The organism is Vibrio sp. La 4.2.2, assembly GCF_027586995.1.
Classification (GTDB): Bacteria; Pseudomonadota; Gammaproteobacteria; order Enterobacterales; family Vibrionaceae; genus Vibrio; species Vibrio mediterranei.
In genome coordinates, this window is the sequence record NZ_JAPPTJ010000005.1 from 246,198 (window position 1) to 267,250 (window position 21,053).

The 21,053-nt window shown below is 45.2% G+C and carries 15 protein-coding genes; 10 read left to right on the top strand and 5 right to left on the bottom strand.

Features of this window, described 5'->3' with window-relative positions:
• Window position 1: 1 nt before the first annotated feature.
• From lpoB to OH456_RS13170, 6 genes are all read left to right on the top strand, one after another.
• On the top strand, window positions 2-592 hold the full coding sequence (lpoB, locus tag OH456_RS13145; protein ID WP_006072984.1) for a penicillin-binding protein activator LpoB: 591 nt from the start codon (window positions 2-4) through the stop codon (window positions 590-592).
• 10 nt (window positions 593-602) lie between these two features.
• Complete coding sequence (locus OH456_RS13150) at window positions 603-1,445, top strand: phosphotransferase (protein WP_270033642.1); 843 nt, start codon at window positions 603-605, stop codon at window positions 1,443-1,445.
• A 115-nt stretch (window positions 1,446-1,560) separates the two neighbouring features.
• The gene (gene ycfP / locus OH456_RS13155) at window positions 1,561-2,100 is read left to right on the top strand and encodes an alpha/beta hydrolase YcfP (protein ID WP_006072986.1); all 540 of its coding nucleotides are present in this window, start codon (window positions 1,561-1,563) and stop codon (window positions 2,098-2,100) included.
• Between the two features lie 211 nt (window positions 2,101-2,311).
• Window positions 2,312-3,343: an outer membrane beta-barrel protein gene (locus tag OH456_RS13160; protein ID WP_252038209.1), complete on the top strand. Its 1,032-nt coding sequence runs from the start codon at window positions 2,312-2,314 to the stop codon at window positions 3,341-3,343.
• 10 nt (window positions 3,344-3,353) lie between these two features.
• Entirely contained in the window at window positions 3,354-7,499 is a 4,146-nt protein-coding gene (locus tag OH456_RS13165) for an Ig-like domain-containing protein (RefSeq protein ID WP_252038208.1), read from the top strand.
• A 394-nt stretch (window positions 7,500-7,893) separates the two neighbouring features.
• Window positions 7,894-9,183: an NAD(P)/FAD-dependent oxidoreductase gene (locus OH456_RS13170; protein ID WP_031497041.1), complete on the top strand. Its 1,290-nt coding sequence runs from the start codon at window positions 7,894-7,896 to the stop codon at window positions 9,181-9,183.
• A gap of 60 nt (window positions 9,184-9,243) precedes the next feature.
• On the opposite strand, the gene OH456_RS13175 is transcribed toward OH456_RS13170, so the two are convergent.
• The 4 genes from OH456_RS13175 to OH456_RS13190 all read right to left on the bottom strand — a co-directional run bounded on the left by OH456_RS13175 (window position 9,244) and on the right by OH456_RS13190 (window position 14,791).
• The gene (locus tag OH456_RS13175) at window positions 9,244-9,789 is read right to left on the bottom strand and encodes a GNAT family N-acetyltransferase (protein WP_031497042.1); all 546 of its coding nucleotides are present in this window, start codon (window positions 9,787-9,789) and stop codon (window positions 9,244-9,246) included.
• A 59-nt stretch (window positions 9,790-9,848) separates the two neighbouring features.
• Window positions 9,849-10,649, bottom strand: a complete 801-nt coding sequence (locus OH456_RS13180) for a peptidoglycan binding protein CsiV (RefSeq protein ID WP_031497044.1) — start codon at window positions 10,647-10,649, stop codon at window positions 9,849-9,851.
• A gap of 108 nt (window positions 10,650-10,757) precedes the next feature.
• The gene (mfd, locus tag OH456_RS13185; protein WP_270033644.1) at window positions 10,758-14,216 is read right to left on the bottom strand and encodes a transcription-repair coupling factor; all 3,459 of its coding nucleotides are present in this window, start codon (window positions 14,214-14,216) and stop codon (window positions 10,758-10,760) included.
• Window positions 14,217-14,221: 5 nt separating this feature from the next.
• Window positions 14,222-14,791, bottom strand: a complete 570-nt coding sequence (locus OH456_RS13190) for a PilZ domain-containing protein (protein WP_006075597.1) — start codon at window positions 14,789-14,791, stop codon at window positions 14,222-14,224.
• A 174-nt stretch (window positions 14,792-14,965) separates the two neighbouring features.
• On the opposite strand from OH456_RS13190, the gene lolC reads away from it, so the two are divergent.
• The 3 genes from lolC to lolE are packed head-to-tail and all read left to right on the top strand — an operon-like array spanning window position 14,966 to window position 18,109.
• Window positions 14,966-16,174: a lipoprotein-releasing ABC transporter permease subunit LolC gene (gene lolC / locus OH456_RS13195; RefSeq protein WP_038223394.1), complete on the top strand. Its 1,209-nt coding sequence runs from the start codon at window positions 14,966-14,968 to the stop codon at window positions 16,172-16,174.
• On the top strand, window positions 16,167-16,856 hold the full coding sequence (lolD, locus tag OH456_RS13200; protein ID WP_038229573.1) for a lipoprotein-releasing ABC transporter ATP-binding protein LolD: 690 nt from the start codon (window positions 16,167-16,169) through the stop codon (window positions 16,854-16,856). The genes lolC and lolD overlap by 8 nt, the downstream gene beginning before the upstream one ends.
• Before the next feature lie 14 nt (window positions 16,857-16,870).
• On the top strand, window positions 16,871-18,109 hold the full coding sequence (gene lolE, locus OH456_RS13205) for a lipoprotein-releasing ABC transporter permease subunit LolE (RefSeq protein WP_270033645.1): 1,239 nt from the start codon (window positions 16,871-16,873) through the stop codon (window positions 18,107-18,109).
• Between the two features lie 136 nt (window positions 18,110-18,245).
• On the opposite strand, the gene OH456_RS13210 is transcribed toward lolE, so the two are convergent.
• Window positions 18,246-18,755, bottom strand: coding sequence for a DUF2062 domain-containing protein (locus tag OH456_RS13210; RefSeq protein WP_006075333.1), 510 nt, complete (start codon window positions 18,753-18,755; stop codon window positions 18,246-18,248).
• Between the two features lie 8 nt (window positions 18,756-18,763).
• Here OH456_RS13210 and OH456_RS13215 point away from each other — a divergent pair, with 8 nt between their 5' ends.
• Complete coding sequence (locus OH456_RS13215; protein ID WP_270033646.1) at window positions 18,764-21,046, top strand: DNA internalization-related competence protein ComEC/Rec2; 2,283 nt, start codon at window positions 18,764-18,766, stop codon at window positions 21,044-21,046.
• Window positions 21,047-21,053 lie beyond the last annotated feature (7 nt).

A 21,053-nucleotide genomic window follows, 5' to 3' on the forward strand; every position in this document is an offset into this window, starting at 1 on the left:
AATGAAAAAAAGTATTATTGCTTTGTTGGGTTTGGCTGTCATTCTCGGTGGCTGTTCAAATAAAGTAAGTTACGGCGACGCGCAAGCTACTGAAACGACAACAATCGATTTCGGTTCAACTGACCTACAGAAGATCGCTGGTGATATGGTTGATAGCATGCTGATGTCTGGTTCAGTTGCGGCAATCACGCGCGACAGTCGCCCAATTGTATTTGTTGAACGTATCAAGAACAAAACAACGGAGCACATTGATACCGAGTCTATCACTGACAGCATCAGCACCAAAATGCTGAACTCTGGTAAGTTCCGTTTCGTAGATATGGATCGTGTTGAGTCTGTACGTGAACAGCTTAACTTCCAAAACAATGATGAGCTAGTGAACCAAAGCACAGCTATCCAATTCGGTAAAATGGTTGGTGCGCAATATATGCTTTACGGTAACCTAAGTAGTATCGTTAAAGAAGCGGGCAGCGATAAAGACGTATACTACAAAATGACAATGCGTCTTATGGATCTAGAAACGGGTCTGATTGAGTGGGCTGACGAAACTGAAATTCGTAAGCAAGAGTCTCGTTCAGTACTAGGTCTATAACAAGCGCTCAATGCTTAATTGGATTGATGCGGTCCAGCAATCACCAGATTTGGCTGGATTATCTTCCTTGTTAAACGAAGTGCCCTTAGGGGCACTTCCGTTATCTGGCGGCCTGACAAATCGGGCGTGGCGTGTATTGACTCCATCTCATGGTTGGGTGATTTGGCGTGCCAACTCATCGCTATGTCAGTCATTTGATATCAGTCGCGACAATGAAGCTGAGGTTTTGAACTCGGTTGCCGGACACCTCCCTACTAACAAAGTCATCGCTCGCGGCCCACAGGGTATCGCGCTCAGTTGGTGTAATGGCATTCCTGTTAGTCAGTTAGACGATCATTCAAAGGTTATCGCGCTTCTTGCGAATATCCATACCATTCAACCTATCAGTCAGGTGCGACGTTTTGATTACCAAAAAAAAGTGGGTCATTACTGGTCTCAGCTTGACGATTCTGTTCTAAAGCGGCGCTTTCGTCCGATCTACGAAAGCCTTCGAACGCTACCAAAATTAAGCTGTGCGCAACAAGCGCTTTGTCATTTTGATTTTGGCATTCATAACTTAGTGCAGATTGAAACGGGCCTTGCGGTAATTGACTGGGAATATGCTGCAATTGCCAGTCCCGTTCTGGACCTAACAATGACCTTGGATATGCTTCAAATGGATGTCGTTACAGGAATTGAACTCTACAAACAGCACCAGCCCACGATAGATAGTAGATCTTGGCAAAAGGATGTGGAGATTTGGCAAAGACACTCGCAGATGATGGCTATGCTCTGGTATCTACTTGCAGCGCAGGTGTGGCAAGATGATGGTTTTTTAGTCGAAGCTGAGGCTATTTATCTACGATTATGTTGAGGGGATCACTGTTTAACGTTATCTTTTCTGAAAAATCATCTTACCCCCTATGAAACTAGGGCTTTCGTGGTAGATTTAACGAAAGCGTACCAATAAGGACGGATTGAGAGGTACTATGATTATTTATCTTCACGGCTTCGATTCAACAAGCCCAGGCAACCATGAAAAAGTGCTCCAGTTGCAATTCATTGACGAAGACGTTCGTTTCGTCAACTACAGCACACTTCACCCCAAGCATGATATGCAGCACCTTCTTAAAGAAGTGAACAAGCTGGTTCAAGAGTCAAAAGATGAAGCGCCGATTATTTGCGGTGTAGGTCTGGGAGGCTACTGGTCAGAGCGCATAGGCTTCTTATGTGGCATTAAACAAGTTATCTTCAACCCCAATTTGCACCCTGAAGTAAATATGCAAGGTCGTATTGATCGGCCAGAAGAATATGAAGACATTGCCACTAAGTGTGTTGAAAAGTTCCGCAGTAAAAATGCGGGTCGTTGTATGGTCATTTTGTCCAAAGAAGACGAAATTCACGATAACCAAAAAACGGCGGATGCCCTTAAAGATTATTACGATGTAGTGTGGGATGAAACTCAAACACATAAATTCAAAAAGATCTCTCAGCACCTTCAAACAATGAAGGCGTTTAAAGAATCGTAATGTAAGAAACGTCCGAGTGGCGTGTACTACTTTTTACAAAAGCAGCGGATTTCGCTGCTTTTTTTTGTTCAATACGGTAACAACTTTCACACAACATTAAGATTTTATTATGGTACGCCCAGTTAGTTTAGGTTGGTTACTCTTACAAGGTCATTCTCACACTCTTCAGTAGCCTGCCTCACGCTCGTATTAGACGAAAACGGAGGAAGCAGTGGTTTCTACTCATAAAGTACTCAGTTTAGCGATAGTTGTATCGCTCAGCTTTAACGTCCTCGCCGATGAAACGTCGGCTGACAGTGACGCTTTTTCATCGCATTGGTACCTAGGAGGAAAACTAGGTGTAATGAAATACCAAAATGCCTGTGAAGAATGGGCGGTAGATTGTGATGGAACTGATGTTGCGTTAGGGGGCTTTATTGGCTATCAGGTTTGGCAGCACTGGGGACTAGAGTTAGGCTACCTCGATTTTGGTGAAGCGAAAGCTTTGTATCCAGAAGGTGGTAAAGTCAACCAATATGCGGGTTCTATGTCAGGCATAGAAATGTCAGTTGTAGGTCGTATTCCTGTGACCGACAATTTGGACGCGTTTGCAAAAGCGGGCACACTCTACTGGCAAGGTAAGAATAGCGGACCAACCAGAACTCTAACAGATGACGGTTGGGCTCCAACAGCTGGTGTCGGCTTGGAATACCACTTCTCAAATCATTGGGCGGGCAGAGTAGAGTACCAATATGTCAATGCGCTTGGCAGCGACAAACTTGGTGGAAGTAACGGGCATCTAGCTACTTTGGGTATTGTGTATCGATTTAGCTCGGCAGAAGGTTCCAAGCCAGAGACTCAAACCGAGCCCAAACCAGTTACTCCAATAATAACAACGCGCTTGCCAGAGCTGCATTCTTCGGTTCTCTTCGCATTTGACTCCGAAAAAATCGAGAATGTTGAGGCGCTTAACCCTATTGTCTATCGATTAACTCGCTATCCTGAAACTCGTGCAACCGTATATGGTTACACCGATTCTACTGGACCGAATGAGTACAACCAAAGCTTGTCCGAGCGTCGAGCAAATGCGGTTTATGAGTACCTAAAACATGCGGGCGTAAGTACTGAGCAACTAAGGGTTGCTGGTTATGGAGAAGACTCTCCTGTTGTTCCTAATGACACAACGGAACATCGTCATATGAACCGAAGAGTGACCGTTCATATCGAAGAAATGACTACCCCGTCTAGTACTAATCAAAACTAAAGAGTGACTCATGCAGATGACAAAAACACTTTATCGCTTATGTGTGTTATGGATGACATTCTTTTTGGCGGCATGTAATGGAGATAATAGTGGCTTTCCAACCAGTGAGTGCGGTGGGCCAGATAATCCGTGTGCACCTTATATTACCAGTATCGCTGTTGTGCCACCGGTCAAGGCGATAGCGAAAGGGACACAGTATCAGTTTCAAGCAATAGCGAATTATTCTGACGGCAGCGTTCAAGATATTTCAGCGTTGTCACAGTGGAGTATTATCGATTCCTCTATTGCGACGATTGTCGCTGATGGCACACAAGGTGGACTTGTTGGCGGAAAGCAAGTCGGAATTACGACGGTCAACGCTCAGTATCAAACCTACCAAGCTTCATCGGAACTAACGGTTACCTCTGCGGTTTTGGATTCGTTGTCTATCTCTCCTGTAAACAAGACGGTTCCAGCAGGTATCGCGGTTCAGTACCAAGCGATGGCGCTCTTCTCTGATGCAAGCCAACAAGATGTGACTAAATTCGGTAACTGGCAAAGTGGCACTGCTAATGTTGCAACGATAGGTTCACAAAGCGGTAATGCGGCCACGTTATCTCAAGGTACAACTCAGATCAGTTTTAGCTATCAAGGTAAGTCGGTACAAACGGATTTGAACGTTACCAATGCGGTTGTATCGAGTTTACAGGTCACCCCGAAAAATCTGGCGAAGCCTGTGGGTACCACAGGTAAATACACTGCGACCGCGTATTATTCAGATGGGCATAGTGAAGACGTAACGCAATTAGCCACATGGAATTCGTCAAATGGTAGAGCAGTTTCAATTGTAGTAGATGGCACAGATGGCGGCTTGGCGACGGCGAACGAGATCGGCACAACCCAAATAACCGCAAGCTATCAAGGCATCGCATCATTCTCGAAAACGAGTAATACCATTTCCGATAGTACAGCTGCGACCGTGACTCAGGTTTCCGTTACCGATTTGGTGGTGACACCAGCAAAAGCCAGCGTAGCGGCGGGTAATATTCAGCAGTATCAGGCGTTCGCTTTATTTAGTGATGGGACAAGTCGAGAGGTAACTGAGCTGGCAAGTTGGCAATCTTCCAACAACAGTGTGGCATCTATTAATCAAAAAGGACTGGCAGATAGTTATCAGAGTGGTGATGTTGTTGTGACGGCTACTTATGCCAGCCAACAGGCGGATGCTTTATTGAATGTGACTCAAGCTCAACTAACAGAGCTGGTGGTAGCTCCAAACAAGGTGACTATACCTGCAGGGCATCAAACTAGGCTACAAGCTTTTGCCGTGTATAGTGATGGGTCATCGAATGATGTAACTCTGCAATCGGTTTGGGCATCTATGGACCAGAGTTTAGTAAACGTTGAAACCGGTAATATAAGCGCCGGAACGGTACATGGTTTAGTTTTAGGCCAAGCGGGTGTCACGGCGAAATTTGGCGGTATGGAGCAGAGCAGCATGATCACGGTAAGTAGTGCAACGCTAACTTCGGTATCCATATCACCTGCTAATGCGACGATTCCAAAAGGAACGACACAAAGTTATGTGCTTACTGCTCAGTATTCAGATGGAAGCAAACGAGATGTCAGCACTTTGAGTAGCTGGCAATCGAACAATACTGATATCGCTACCATTAACGCCTTTGGCGTGGCACAAGGAGAGGAGCAAGGAACTAGCCAGATCAGCGGATGTTATTTAGGACAGTGCGCTACCGCGAACCTTTCTGTCACTCGAGCGGTAGTAACAGGGCTGCAAGTGACGCCTGCTAGCGCCATTATTGCAGATGGTCAGAGTCAGTACTATCAAGCGACTGCATTTTACTCTGATGGGACAAGTAAAGTAGTGACTCAGATAGCAACCTGGACTTCTTCGGATATCAATATTGCTACTATTTCTTCTACAGGAATAACAGGGGGAAAAGCGACGGCTGTTGAACAGGGAAATGTCGTTATTTCAGCTCGTTACGGGGGGCAACTGAGTCAGGCAACGTTGACTGTAACAGCTGCAACGGCAGTTAAGTTAATTGTGTCTCCGGCCATTACTAAGGTTCCTGCGGGATTGAGCTTACCGTATCATGCGGATGCGCTCTACACAGATGGAACCTTGCAAGATGTCACCTTGCTGTCTGTTTGGCAAAGCTCGGATAACGATGTTGCTTCTATAGATGCTTCTGCGAATGCGGTGACGTTTATTGCTGGTCAAACGACAATCAGCGCGCAGTACTTGGGTCTTAATGGTGAAGCAAGTTTAACGGTTACCGCGGCGGTAGTTGATCACCTAGAAGTGACGCCAAATGCCGTTACAGTACCAAAAGGCACAAATGGGCAGTTCGAGGCAACGGCCATCTATAGTGATGGAAGCAGTATTGATGTGACATCTAGCGCTAATTGGAGCAGCTCGGATTCAAGAGTGGTCAATGTTGATAACAGCTCCGCTAACGCGGGGATAGGTAGTGCCTTGAACATTGGTAATGCAGTCGTCACTGCTACCTACTCTGGCATGAGTGATACTTCGAGCGTCACCGTCGTTGCCCCAAGCTTGGTTGAACTTACTATTAGTCCTCAAAATGAGACCGTACCACTGGGTTTAGAAGTACAATATGAGGCTCATGCTCGCTATTCAGATGGTACTAGTAAGACTGTAACTTTAGAATCCAGTTGGCAAAGCAGTATGACGACGGTAGCGACAATTAGTACTGATGGGATGGCTTCAACCGTTTTTACAGGGGAAACCCAAATCAGCGCGACTTTTGAGTCAATTACCGTGTCGACATCGTTGATAGTTACCGAGCCAATTTTGATGGAGTTACAGGTTACGCCAGCTACAGCTACCATTAACATTCAAGATCTACAGCAATATAAAGCAACAGCGGTATTTTCAGACAAAACCGTGACGGATGTGACGACTGGTGTGACTTGGACGATTGCTGATGATGTGGTTGCCCATGTAGATAACGCGCGCTTTAGAGAAGGATTAGTCACAGGTTTAAACTCTGGACAAACGTCAATCATCGCGACCTATTATGGTAAAACGGCAAACGCGGAAGTAGTGGTTGGTAGCCTGACCTACTTAGGCGTGAACGTTGAGCCTGCCGATTCCATGGTCAAAGTAGGGGATACAAAGCAACTTAATGCTTATGCAATATACAAAGACGTTAATACTAATAAGGTTTCATTTAAAGATGTAACAACGTTAAGTGATTGGCGGGTGCAACAGAGAGATAAACTTGCCGTGAATACGACGGGGTTGATAGAAGGAAAATCTGCGGGTAACAGTGAAGTGTATGCGATCTATCAAAACATCGAAGGAGCAGGTCAGGTTAGTGTTGTTGACACATATATCAGACAGCTAGTCGTTACGCCAGACAATGAGACAGTTCCAGAAGGAACTGTAGGACGATATAAGGCGATTGCTAAATATCATCAAGGCTTGCCTGATGAAGATGTAACTTCAAAAGCGACGTGGTCTTCTAGTGACCCTACTGTGATTCAAGTGGTCACCACAGGGGAGTTAGGAGGTAGTGGTGAAGCGTTATCCGCAGGCAGCACGCAGATCAAAGCTGAGTTTGATGGGGTTGAGGATGAGGTAACTACCACGGTTGCTCCTCTAGTTCTAGCACAAGTCGCAATAGAACCAAGACAGGACATCCTCTATTCGGGAACACCATTCCAATACCATGCTATTGCATACTATCGAGGTGGGTCGAGCAAAGATGTTACCTTAGATGCTGAGTGGTCGAGCAGCGATACCACTGCCGCGACGATTGAATCCGGAAATGCCAAGGCGGGTTTAGCGCAAGGTGTTTATGAAGGAGGGCGCGCGACGATTACGATGTCATACCAAGGCATGACAGATTTTGTTGAAACGCAAACCTATCCTGCCACAACGACAAAGGTAGAAATTGTGCCACAAAATATCACGGTTGCTACCGGTGATACTGTTGAGGTAACTGTTAATGTCACTTTCTCTGATGGTCGTGTTGAGAACTACGCCAAATATGTCTCTTGGAGCAGTTCAGACATGGATGTTGCATACCCATCCAAGCAATATGTCAGTGGCATTTCGGCGGGTACTGCTACCATCACTGCATCATTTGAAAATGTCACGGGTGATGCATTAGTTACGGTAACGCCCTAGGTATTGACCTTGAATTATGAAGTTAAAAACGGCTCCTTTGAGGAGCCGTTTTTAGTGATGGAACTATCGATTAACAAATGGCCATTTAATTCACTTAACAAAAATAATTCCATTGAATAGTTGCGGACATTGATTTGCCCTATATAATAAAACCATTCTACATTATTTGATAAATATCAAAAAAAGTTGAGAGCAAGAAGAGAACTTGCCCTAAGATGTTCAAACAAAGACGATTTTGAACAAATTTGTGAAGTGAAACCATGATTGTACCGCGCTAGGGGCTGCCACTTGGAGTCTATATTTGCGCATAATGACCAAATTTTAAGCATTTCGCCTTGGGCGGGATGTAAGACCATTTTCTAACTTTCAAATTTCACTTTTTAGGAGAGCCATTGTGACTAATATTGTCGTTGTTGGTGGTGGCGCAGGCGGACTTGAGCTTGCGACCAAATTAGGCCGAACACTTGGACGTAAAGGGCGCGCCAATATTACGCTTGTTGATCGTAAAGCAAGCCATTTATGGAAGCCACTTCTGCACGAAGTAGCGACCGGCTCATTGGACGAAGGGGTTGATGCGCTAAGCTATCGTGCCCACGCGAAAAACCACCATTTTGACTTTCAAATGGGCAGCCTGAATGAGATTGATCGTGAGCGCAAAAGCATTACGTTAAGTGAATTGAGAGATGAGCACGATGAGCTATTGATGCCAAGCCGCGAGATCGCTTATGACATCTTAGTGCTTGCGATTGGCTCAACATCAAACGACTTCAATACTCCTGGTGTTCGCGATAACTGCATCTTCTTAGATAGCCCAGAACAAGCACACCGTTTCCGTACAGAAATGAACAATGAGTTCCTAAAACTGCATGCGAAAAATGGTCACGGCACTGTCGATATTGCGATCGTTGGTGCTGGTGCAACAGGGGTAGAGCTGTCTGCCGAACTGCACAACGCAGTCAAAGAGCTTCGTACTTATGGTTTCGGTGATCTGGATTCGAGTAAGCTGAACGTAAACTTGATTGAAGCGGGTGAGCGTATTCTTCCAGCGCTTCCTCCACGTATTTCAAGCGCAGCGCATTCTGAACTGACAAAACTGGGTGTAACCGTTCGCACTGCCACTATGGTGACTCAAGCGGACAAAGATGGCTTAACTACGAAAGATGGTGAAAAAATCCCAGCACAAATAATGGTTTGGGCGGCAGGAATCAAAGCGCCAGACTTTATGAAAGACATTGCCGGTTTGGAAACTAACCGTATCAACCAGTTAGTAGTAAAAGACACACTGCAAACCACGCGTGATGACGATATTTTCGTTATCGGTGACTTGGCTCAGTGTACCCAAGCTGATGGTAAATTCGTACCACCACGTGCTCAAGCAGCACACCAAATGGCGAGCCGAGCGTTTAGTAACATCGTTGCTAAACTGACAGACAGAGAATTAAAGCCTTACGTATACAATGATCACGGCTCATTAGTATCATTGAGCCGATTCTCAACGGTAGGCAGTTTAATGGGTAACTTAACCAAGGGCTCTATGATGGTGGAAGGCCGAATCGCTCGTGTGGTTTACATTTCGCTTTATCGTATGCACCAGGTGGCGTTGCATGGTGTATTAAAGACCGGATTAATGATGTTGGTTGGTCGCATTAACCGTGTATTGAGACCAAACTTGAAATTGCACTAATACCTAGTAACAACAGAGAGGCGCTGAAAAGCGCCTCTTTTTTTCATCTCATTCACTGGTTCAGCGGGTGGGAGGAATGAGGGAATAGACTAGTCCTGCTTTTGGTTTACCATCAAAAACAAAGCGATTCTGCGCTAAGCATTCGTAGGTTGCTCCGATACGTTCAGCAAGCCTATGGCTAGCGGAGTTGTCTGGGTCGCAAACAATTTCTAGTCGAGAGAGTAATAAATTAGCAAAACTGAATTCTACCAACGCATCGAGCGCTTCCAAGGCATAGCCCTGCTTTTGAGCATCATCTCTTAGCCAATAGCCAAGACTTCCCATATTGAAGGTATGATAAAACTCATTGAGCGCCACCATACCCAGAAACTGTTCGGTTTTTCGGTCAAACAATGCAAAGCCAAATGCTACGGCTTTCACCCAGTTAACTCGAGTCGCTCCAATGAATTCCATCGCTTCATGTTGAGTAAAGTCTTTATGACACCAATCTATCCATTGATGCAACGAAGGAGATTCTTGGATTGCAATTGCCAGTTGCTCGGCATCGTTAAGATCCATTAATCGAAGGCATAATCTTTTTGTGTAGATGGTGTAATGCGTATTCATAATGCCTTGGAACGGAAGAAGAAATGAAAAAAAGGGCCGTATTTCAGGCCCTTTCTGGATTAGTTCTGCACTCTTCGAACTTGGATGATCATGCCCATTAACGGATGGTCTAGGTAGTGTGTTTCACTACTTCTCATGCGACGTTTCTGATCAAATCGATAGTCCTTAAGAAAGGTTTGAACTTCACGTTGAGGCTCTATGGCCTGTAAGTTGCCAGCAATGACGTTACTGTCTTCAGTCCCCGTCGCTACAGAATTGTCTGCAGACGGTTCCATCGGTTCTGTTGCCGTGACGGAATCAGTAACAATCACCTCTTTGGTGCTTGGCGAGCGAAGGTCTAGTTGGGCTTCTGCATACAAGTAATGCTGCACGTAAATCTGTAGTTTACCGTCAAGCTCGTACAACGGTTTGTCAATGGCCACTTCCGTTACGCCATCAACCGGGCTTGTGGTGTTGCTGTTGCTGCCCTTTTCTGTTCCATCGGCATTAAAACCAGCTGAGTAATCTTTCCCTGCACGAATATGGAAGATTGGAGCAGAGCCTCTACCGTTATCGCCTTGACGCCATGCTTTGTGCATAAGCACCGTATAGCCTGCATGATTTTTTAGTTTTGCCGCTTCATCATTCAATTGGTATGAAGAGTAAGGCAGCATCTGAACGCCTTTCGACGCGCGATAACTGGCATCGTTCATTGAACCAGCGCGGCTAAAGTCTATTTGCGGCATAGTGTTCGGCCAAGACTCGTTTACTTTTTCAGGGTTTACCGCACGTTTGAAAACGATCACTTCTATATCAAATTGTCTCTGCGCCAAACTTGGCATAGAAACCAATAGGAGTAGCAGTGGGATCAGTTTTTTCATTGTTTCTCCATTGATTGCCACTATCATTGAGTGCAATCCCATTATATCAATTAATACAGGACGTTGCTGAAACATTTCACGGTGAAAAATCGTTGCAGCTGTAAGCAATTATGCGTTCGGAAGTTGATTGGCTTCAAACTCGTCAAGCATGTTATTGAGGTAGCTTAAGCGTTTACGCCTATCGGTTAACGCTTCCATAAACTTGAACTTAGTTGGCCCTTCCATCGCAAACTTTGTTGGCTGCGCTTGAAGTAGTTTAACCAAGAAGGCCGGGTTAATGTCAGCATCCGGATAAAATTCAATATAGCCACCTTTATCATGGGCTTCTACTTTTTTAACTTTCAGCGCTCTACCACGAAGCTTCATTTGTGAGACGGCAAGAAGGTGTTTGGCAGCATCCGGCAGCAGGCCAAATCGATCAATAAGTTCCACTTTTAGCTCGTCGAGCTCTTCGTTATCTACAACGCTTGCGATTCGTTTATACATGGATAGACGAGTATTGATATCCGGAATATAGTCATCAGGTAGCAAAGCGGGGATACGTAATTCCACTTCGGTTTGTTCGCGAAGTAGATCGTCCAAAGAGGGCTCTTTGCCTTCTTTTAGCGCTTCCACGGCTTGCTCTAACATTTCCATATAGAGTGAGAATCCAACGGACTGAATTTGCCCACTCTGTTCATCCCCTAAAAGTTCTCCAGCGCCACGAATTTCAAGGTCATGAGTCGCTAGAGTAAAGCCGGCCCCAAGATCTTCTAGTGAGGCGATAGCGTCTAATCGCTTCACTGCATCTTTTGTCATGGCTTTTGGATGAGGAGTCAGCAGATAAGCATACGCCTGATGGTGCGAGCGACCCACACGTCCACGAAGCTGGTGAAGCTGCGCTAAGCCAAGGTTATCAGCACGATCCATGATGATGGTGTTGGCAGTTGGCACGTCGATGCCCGTCTCAATGATGGTCGTACATACTAGTAAATTAAAACGTTGATGATAGAAATCATTCATAACTCGCTCTAGTTCACGTTCACGCATCTGGCCGTGGGCAACTGTGACGCGTGCTTCGGGGACTAACTTTTCTAAGTCTGCCGCTACCTTTTCAATGGTTTCAACCTGATTGTGGAGGAAATAGACCTGACCACCTCGCATGATTTCACGAAGTATTGCTTCGCGTACAACACTGTCTTCGCTTTGACGCACAAAGGTCTTAATGGCAAGACGTCTCGCTGGCGGTGTAGCAATGATGGAAAGATCGCGCATGCCACTCATGGCCATATTCAGCGTTCGTGGAATAGGCGTTGCTGTTAAGGTCAAAATGTCGACATCGGCACGCATCGCTTTCACTTTTTCTTTTTGCCTCACACCAAATCGATGTTCTTCATCAACGATGAGTAGGCCAAGATCTTTAAACTGAATGTCACTAGAGAGCAGTTTGTGGGTGCCAACGACAATATCCACCTTTCCATCGGCGACGTCTTGTAGGGTGGCTTTTTGCTCTTTGGCCGATTTAAAGCGCGACAAGACTTCAACACGGATTGGCAGGTTGGCAAATCGATCGCGGAAGTTCTCAAAATGCTGCTGTGCCAGCAGTGTGGTAGGAACCAGCACTGCGACTTGTTTACCGTTGTCGGTTGCCACAAATGCTGCGCGCATTGCGACTTCTGTTTTTCCGAAGCCAACATCACCACAAACCAAACGATCCATGGCTTTAGGCTGACACATATCAGACATGACAGCATTGATGGCCTGTGCTTGGTCGTCAGTTTCTTCAAATGGGAAACCAGCTTTAAAGGTCGCATATTGGTCACGATCTAAGCTGAATTTAAAGCCAGGTTTTAACTCGCGCTTGGCGTATACGTCGAGCAACTCTGCCGCAACATCACGCACTTTTTCAGCGGCTTTTCTACGGGCTTTAGCCCAAGATTCACTGCCTAATTTGTTGAGTGGTGCCGATTCTTCCGCACCACCAGAGTAGCGTCCGATTAAGTTCAGTGAAGCGACAGGGACGTACAGCTTGGCATCGTTTTGGTATTCGAGTGTGACGTATTCTGTCGTCAAGCCGCCCGCTTCAAGTGTTTGCAAGCCGACGTAGCGGCCAATACCGTGGTCAATATGAACAACGGGTTGGCCTGGCTTGAGTTCAGCAAGGTTGCGAATGACCGTGTCACTATTAATCGAGCGTTTTTCTTTCTTGCGTCGTTGAATGACGCGATCGCCGAGCATGTCACTTTCGCAGATCAGAGCGAACTGTTGTCGATAAGCAAAACCATGTTCACATTGACCAATAACAAGTGTGAACTTATCGTCACTCTTCAGCGCATCGAGAAAATGTTCTTTCTCTTGTGGCCTCAGTTTTATGCGATGAAGTAATTCAAGCAGCGCCTCTCGACGGCCCTCAGATTCCACCGAGAAAATCACTTTACCAGCGTACTGCTCAGTAAACTGACGGATTTGAGCCATCGGCTCTTTTAATTGATGCTGTACTGCTAAATCAGGAAGTGCCTCGACGGGAGCATTGACGCGTCCTGCTTTTTCATCCACGGAATCAACGGAGCACAGCAATTGTGGATAGGCTTTTAGCTGTGAATAGAACTCATCTTTTTGCAGCCAAAGCGCACTCGGTTCTAACAGTGGGCGCAAAGGGTCGACCTTTCGCTGCTCATAACGTGTTTCCACGTCAGACAAAAAGGTATCTATGGCGGACTCAATATCACCCACCGCAATAATTTGGGAGTCTTGACTGATGTAATCAAATAGCGTTTCAGTATGCTCAAAGAACAGAGGCTGCCAATACTCTATACCCGCTGGCCAAGTGCCTTTTGTTACCTGCATGTAGACTGACTCTGGTTCGCGCCTTGCGTCGAATTGTTGTCTCCAGCGAACACGAAACTCTTCAATCGCGTCTTTTGTCGTAGGAAACTCATGAGCTGGGAGGAGTCGAATCTCGCTAATATCTTCGATGGAACGTTGGTTTTCCGGGTCAAAGGTGCGAATAGTGTCGATTTCATCGTCAAAGAAATCAATGCGATAAGGCGCAGAGCTTCCCATAGGGAAGAGATCGAGAATTGAACCCCTACTTGCATATTCACCGGGACCAAACACTTGGTCTACATGTCGGTAGCCAGAGTTTTCTAGCTGTAGACGTAGTTTATCCAGTGAAAACAAATCACCAGTTTTTACCATCAAGGTATGTTGCATTAAGAAATCGCGAGGACTTTGCCTTTGCAACAAAGTGCTTACCGGAACGATAGTGATCCCTTTTGACTGTTGCGGTAGGGCGTATAGCCGTGCAATACGATCAGAAATTATATCCTGATGTGGCGAGAAATTATCGTATGGCAAGGTTTCCCAGTCAGGAAATAGCGCAACCTCTCCTGGAAAGAACTGTTCTAGTTCACCTTGAAGTTTAAGAGCAAGCTGTGGGTCTGGCACAACCAGTAAAGTATGATCAGTATAGGCGTTAGCATGCTCGCTAATAGCAAGGGCTAATGCGCCACCAATCAGGTTACCGAGAAACTTTTTATCACCGGTACCCGTTGGTGCATTAAGAGGAAGTAGTTGACAATTACTCATAGTATTTATTGGTTGTCTCTGTCTAGCGAGCGCTGTCGAAGCAATTTCTGTTGTTGGTACAAAGCGGCTTTAATTAGTAGGTCTTGGTGTTCTTCAAGGATTCGTACAAAACTCAACGTAACCAATTGGCCTGATTCGGAGTTCTGTATATCGGTGACTTCTGCATAACAATATATACCAGCAGGTGGGTGATCTAGGAAAAGCTTCACCTTGGCTACTTGACCAACTTTCAGTGCTTCTGAAGTGATATAGGTAAGTTGACCTGCACCAAAACTGTGAGTCACATGGCGTTGTGCAGGGTCATCTTGTTGCGAAATAATATAATTAAGCAGCAAGTTAAGCTTGCTGTTTTGCTGTTCAATTAACTCGGCAACGTGCTTGAGGTTATGTTGATTCAGTTCGTGCTTTGCAGCGTCATTTTGCTGATCGAGCAGACTAAATTCACTCGATGCCATAAACGGAGCTGGAATTTCAGCAATGTATTGGTCTAGGTCGGGTAGAGTACTACCAAGTGCTAATGGCTCAATGTTGGCTTTTAAAGGTCCATTTACGGTGAAGAATTCGTTCTGCTGCATACATTTTTCCTAATCGACTTGAATTAATTATCTCTGTGTATGTCTGAGTTATCAAGAAAATGACCGAATGAAAGGTCAAAAGTACGTAATTTAAAAGGAAATTTACAATCGGGGCTACAACCCAATGGGTTTTCTGGTTACATTACTCATAGATTTCGTCCCATGGCCATTATTATGTTTCACCCTTTGCCCGTTTTTATTGGATTACGTTACCTAAGAGGTCGCTCAGGCGATCGCTTTAGTCGGTTCGTATCTTATATGTCGACCGCAGGAATCACTATCGGTGTTTTGTCGCTCGTTACTGTTCTCTCAGTAATGAACGGATTTGAAGCTCAACTGAAAGGTCGAATTCTTGGCGTTTTGCCTCAAGCGGTTATTTCACATGATTCAGGTCGAGTCGACTTAAATGACAAGCCAGATGCGTTGCTGAATAGTTTTGCTACTAGTCAGCCAGCGGTCCCTATTGTCCGCAGTGAGGCTGTGGTCCAAAGCCATCAGGGATTGTCTGCTGCCATGATGATTGGAATTGAGCCCGAAACTGATGATCCGATTCGCTATCGTCTGGTAAGTGGTAGCCTAGATAATTTACAAGCAGGAAAGTATCAGGTTTTGTTGGGTCATACGCTTGCCCGAGAGCTCGATGTGCGCGTTGGCGATAAGGTAAGACTAATGGTTACCAGTGCTAGCCAGTATACGCCGCTTGGGCGAATCCCGAGTCAGCGAATGTTTACTGTTGCTGGGCTTTATAGCACTGGCTCCGATGTGGATGGCCAATTAGTCGTAACTCATTTGAAAGATGCCGCCAAGTTAATGCGTTACAAAGCCGATGAAGCGAGTGGATGGAGACTGTTTTTTAATGACCCGTTCGTTGTTTCCAATTTAAGTGAACAGCCATTGCCGGATGGTTGGTTATGGAGTGACTGGCGCGATCAACGTGGCGAATTATTCCAAGCAGTAAAAATGGAAAAGAATATGATGGGGCTGATGCTTGGGCTCATTATCGGCGTAGCGGCGTTCAATATTATTTCCGCACTGATTATGGTGGTGATGGAGAAACAATCAGAAGTCGCCATTTTGAAAACGCAAGGCATGACTGACCGTCAAGTGCTCGCCATCTTTATGGTTCAGGGTGCCAGCAGTGGTGCACTAGGAGCCATTGTTGGTGGCATTCTTGGTGTGTTGTTGGCAAACAACCTTAATAGCCTATTGGAAGTCATGGGTGTCGCTTTATTTAGCTTTGGTGGACAGTTGCCGATAGTGGTGAATCCTAGCCAAATTATTGTCGTTGTTATTTGCGCTGTGTTGCTGAGTTTAGCAGCCACACTGTTTCCTTCTTTCCGAGCATCATCCGTTAAACCAGCAGAGGCTTTAAGATATGAGTAGTCCGTTAATCGCCTGTCAAAACATTCGAAAAACGTATCACGATGGGGCGGTGGATACCGAGGTACTTAAAGGCGTGAGTTTTGAGATCTCCAAAGGTGAGTTGGTGTCTATAATTGGTTCTTCTGGCTCCGGTAAGTCAACTCTACTTCACGTACTAGGTGCTTTGGATGAGGCAACGGAAGGGGAGGTTACTTTCCTTGGTGAGCCTCTACTGACTTTAAGCAGCAACCAACAAGCCAAGCTTCGTAATGAACACTTAGGGTTCGTATATCAGTTCCATCATCTACTCAGTGACTTTACAGCGGTAGAAAACGTGGCGATGCCGTTACTCATTGGTGGTATGGGAACCAAACTTGCGAAGGCCGAAGCGAGTGCATTACTAGAGCGTGTGGGGCTAAAACATCGTTTAGAGCATCGACCTTCTGAGCTTTCGGGAGGAGAGCGCCAACGAGTTGCCATCGCTAGAGCTTTGGTCAATAAGCCTGCGTTAGTGTTGGCTGATGAGCCGACCGGTAACCTTGACCATACTACGGCTTTATCTATATATGATTTGATGCGAACACTTAACCAAGAATACGGAACCGCTTTTCTAGTGGTGACTCATGATAATGAGTTAGCCGCGAAAATGGATAGGCAGATGCATATGCAAGATGGCCTGCTACTCGATGCCAAAATTGCGTAATTCAAGGAGCTAATGTGTCACTATCGTTTTTTATTGGTAAACGTTTTAGCAAAGCCAAGCAACGTAACAAAATGGTGTCGTTTATTTCGATTTCATCCATTGTTGGCATCGCCGTTGGGGTGGCGGTGATTGTCATTGGTTTGTCTGCGATGAATGGCTTTGAGCGCGAGCTGAAGAATAGAGTGTTATCCGTAATTGCCCATGGTGAGTTTGAAGGTGTGAATGCTCCGATCAAAAATTGGCAAAAGGTGATGGACTCGGCAATGAAACACTCAAAAGTAGAGGCGGCTGCACCCTATATTCGAATGACAGCTTTGGTTGAAAAGGGCAGCCTACTCAAAGCTGTTGAAGTTCGCGGCGTTGACCCCGAACTTGAAACCAAAGTGTCGACACTATCGGGCTTTGTGAAAGGCACAGCTTGGCAAAACTTTCATGCCGGTGAACAGCAAGTGATCCTCGGCAAAGGGGTCGCAGATCAAGTGGATGCAAAAGTAGGTGACTACGTAACGTTAATGATCCCAACCACTAGCAACACCAGCAAAGTGCAAGCACCAAGACGAGTTCGAGTCCAAGTATCTGGTTTGCTCGAGTTAAATGGACAGATTGACCATAGCTTGGCGATTGTTCCGTTAGCAGATGCTCAGCAGTATGCTCGACTAGGTAATCAAGTTACTGGCGTTTCTATAAAAGTAGATGACGTATTCAATGCCCCTTTGATTGTTAGAGAGGTGGGTAATACCTTAACGGAGTATGTCTATTTACGTAGCTGGAAACAGAAATATGGTTTCCTATATCGAGATATTCAGTTAGTTCGTACCATTATGTATTTGGTGATGGTTTTGGTTATTGGTGTTGCGTGCTTCAATATTGTTTCAACGCTGATGATGGCGGTAAAAGATCGCGCATCTGAAATTGCAATATTACGTACGATGGGCGCCACAGATGGCCTCATAAAACGCATCTTTATCTGGCAAGGTGTATTTTCTGGCGTAGTGGGTAGTATTGTCGGTGGTATGCTGGGTAGTTTAGTGGCACTGAATCTCACGCCATTGGTTTCTGGCCTTGAGTCTCTCATTGGTCATAAGTTTTTATCTGGCGATATTTACTTTGTAGACTTTCTGCCATCTGAGTTGGTTTGGAGTGATGTGGCTTTAGTGGCGGGGACTGCAACGGTGTTAAGTCTGATTGCGACATGGTATCCAGCAACTAAGGCAAGTCAGTTAAACCCAGCTTCAGTACTGAGCGCCAAGTAATTTAATCTCAAGAAAAAGCCCGTCAATGAATATCATTGACGGGCTTTTTCATATTTGGTCGACAGTCTTGTTGCTTAGAAGTGTCGTCACACTCGTAGTTTCTGTTTACGACTCTGTTGTCAGTTTCAAGCTAACGTTATCTTGTAGCGCGTTGCTGCCAACTGCGAACCACAGAGTAACGCCAAAGGCCACGAATGCCGAAATACCCAGCAACAGAAGCAACAATACCACATATCGCGCACCCTAAGAGGAACGGGGGGCCAATGGTGGTCATTTGGTCGGATAAATATTGCCAAGACAACTCAAAATGGAATGGCTGCGGAGGCGTATTCAAGCAAAATGCGCCGATCTTGTACGCAAAATAAAACAGTACTGGCATGGTCACAGGGTTACTAATCCATACAAGTGCGACCGATAACGGAAGGTTTACACCAAACAGGATAGCTAACCCTGCCGCCATAATCATTTGGCTTGGTAGTGGGACAAAAGCCATAAACAAACCAACCGCAAAAGCGCCTGCCGCTGAGCGTCGATTTAAACACCAAAGGTTTGGGTTATAGAGGACATTGCCGAACACTTTCAATGCCTTTTGTCGCTTGATCATCTCGTGATCGGGCATGAAACGTTTAATGAACTTTCTTGGCATAGGGAAACATGACTCTCTTAACAGGCATTGTTGCACCGTTGGTTTTTTCACTAACACTTATCAGTGTTGCGTGGTGGCCAATGATGCCTCATTACTACTGGCTGATTCCTACATCCTTAATTAGCATAGCCTTACTAATAAAACGCTGCTCGTTAATTGCAGTGGTTTTTATTGCAATGTCCGTGGCTTTGATACAAGGGAATCTTTACAAGCACCAATCAGAGGTGCTTTACCGATTTGGCACAGATATTACCATAAAAGGACGAGTTGACAGCTATTTTAAAAAAATAACTCGTGGATATGAGGTTGAATTGACGATTTTATCGATTGATGGAGAAAAATTGTCATTCTTTGAGAGGCCTAGCGTTAAATTATATGCACCGATAGCGTTAACAATGGGCGATGAACTCCAAGCTTTGGTTCAACTAAAACCCGTTGTTGGTGTTCTTAATCAGGTTGGTTTCGACAAAGAGCAATACTATTTCTCGAATCGTTTTTTATCCGACATTGTTCTAGCAGATGACAGTCATTTTATGGTTCGCAGTACGTATGATTGGCGTTCGAAATTACATCGGTTGGTAACGTCTGCGACTAAAAACAGCATACATCAAGGTTATTATTTAGCGCTAATTTTCGGTGATAGAAGCAAACTCGCGTTTGAAGACTGGGCGCGATTAAAACACAGCGGATTGTCTCATCTCGTTGCCATCTCTGGCCTACATATAGGAATAGTTTTTGCCGTTGGGTATTTGGTTGGGCGAGGGGCTCTGCTGGTGTTGACTTTGCTTCTACCAATAGAACTACGTTATAAAACGACGAAGTTACGTTTATTGTTAGGTATCTTCACAGGATTAGTGTTAGCGTTTTTTTATGCGGCTTTAGGTGGGTTTGCTACGCCAACAGTTCGCGCTCTACTCATGCTTGTCATTGCCAATTCGCTTAGCATTATTCACATCAGGATAATGAGTATGACCACTCTATTAGTAGCTGCCTCTCTCATACTCACCTTGATACCTTTTTCTGCCGCAAGTACCAGTTTTTGGCTTTCTTTTCTCGCTGTCTCCGCACTTATGGTGACCAACTCGGTTGTTTCGTATCAATTTGGTGTTCGTACTGTGTTGTATACCCATGCTTTGCTCTGCTTACTGTTCATTCCCATTGTGGTCAGTTTATTTCAAGGGGTTGCTGTGGCATCACCTTTCTATAACTTGCTGTTTGTCCCATGGTTTAGTTTTTTAGTCGTTCCTTTATTGCTTTTAGCGACTGCGGTGACAGTCCTCTTGGAAGAGGAGAGCTTTATTTGGTCATTGGTCGATATTCTGATGATGCCCTTTGATTACTCTTTGAACCTATCAAGTTGGTTCTGGATTAACACCCCAAGTTACTTAGCTTTCTATGCGATACCATTAATTTTCGCGTTTATTCTGAGAAAGGTAGTGTCATTGAAGTGGCTGGCATTGTTACTGATATTATGTGCTGTCACATTGCCATTAAAACAAAGCGGGCAAAAAGTTAGTGTTCACTTTTTTGATGTAGCCCATGGGCTCTCTGTTGCCATCAAACAGGGAGATCAAGCTGTACTCTATGATACAGGACGCGCGAGTCCAACTTTCTCAATGGCGAGGACGGTAGTGACTCCCAATCTTTTAGCTTTAGGAGTTAGAGAACTGCACGGAGTTATTATCAGTCATGCTGATAATGACCACGCTGGTGGTGAAATTGAACTCCGTAATTATTGGGAACCTGATTGGGTCAAGAAGCCAGATGGAATGACAGAAGAGCAACTCTGTATTCGAGGTAGAACTTGGCAATGGAAGGCAATTCGATTTGAGGCGCTGTGGCCTCCAAAGAGAGTGGGCAGAGCTTACAACCCACACTCTTGTGTGGTTCTGATTAGTTTTGCTCAGGGAGAAAATTCAGTTCATCGAATATTGCTTACAGGCGATATTGAGAAAGTCAGTGAAATATTGATCGCCAGAACACTCTCTGAACTAGATGTTGATGTTATGAGTGTACCTCATCATGGTAGCCGGACCTCCTCTTCTACGTTTTTGACACAATTGATTCATGCTGAGCACGTTGTGGCCTCTACGAAATTTCGTTCCCACTGGCAACTGCCTAACGACTTGGTTAAACAACGATACCTAGAGCAAGGTGCTCAATGGTATGAAACAGGTACGCTGGGGCAGATTAATTTTGTCTTTTTTGATGGAGAATTAACCGTTTCAACGCTTCGCAACCAGAACCTCGACCCTTGGTATAGGCAGATGTTGCGAAGCAGAGTAGAATGAACAGATA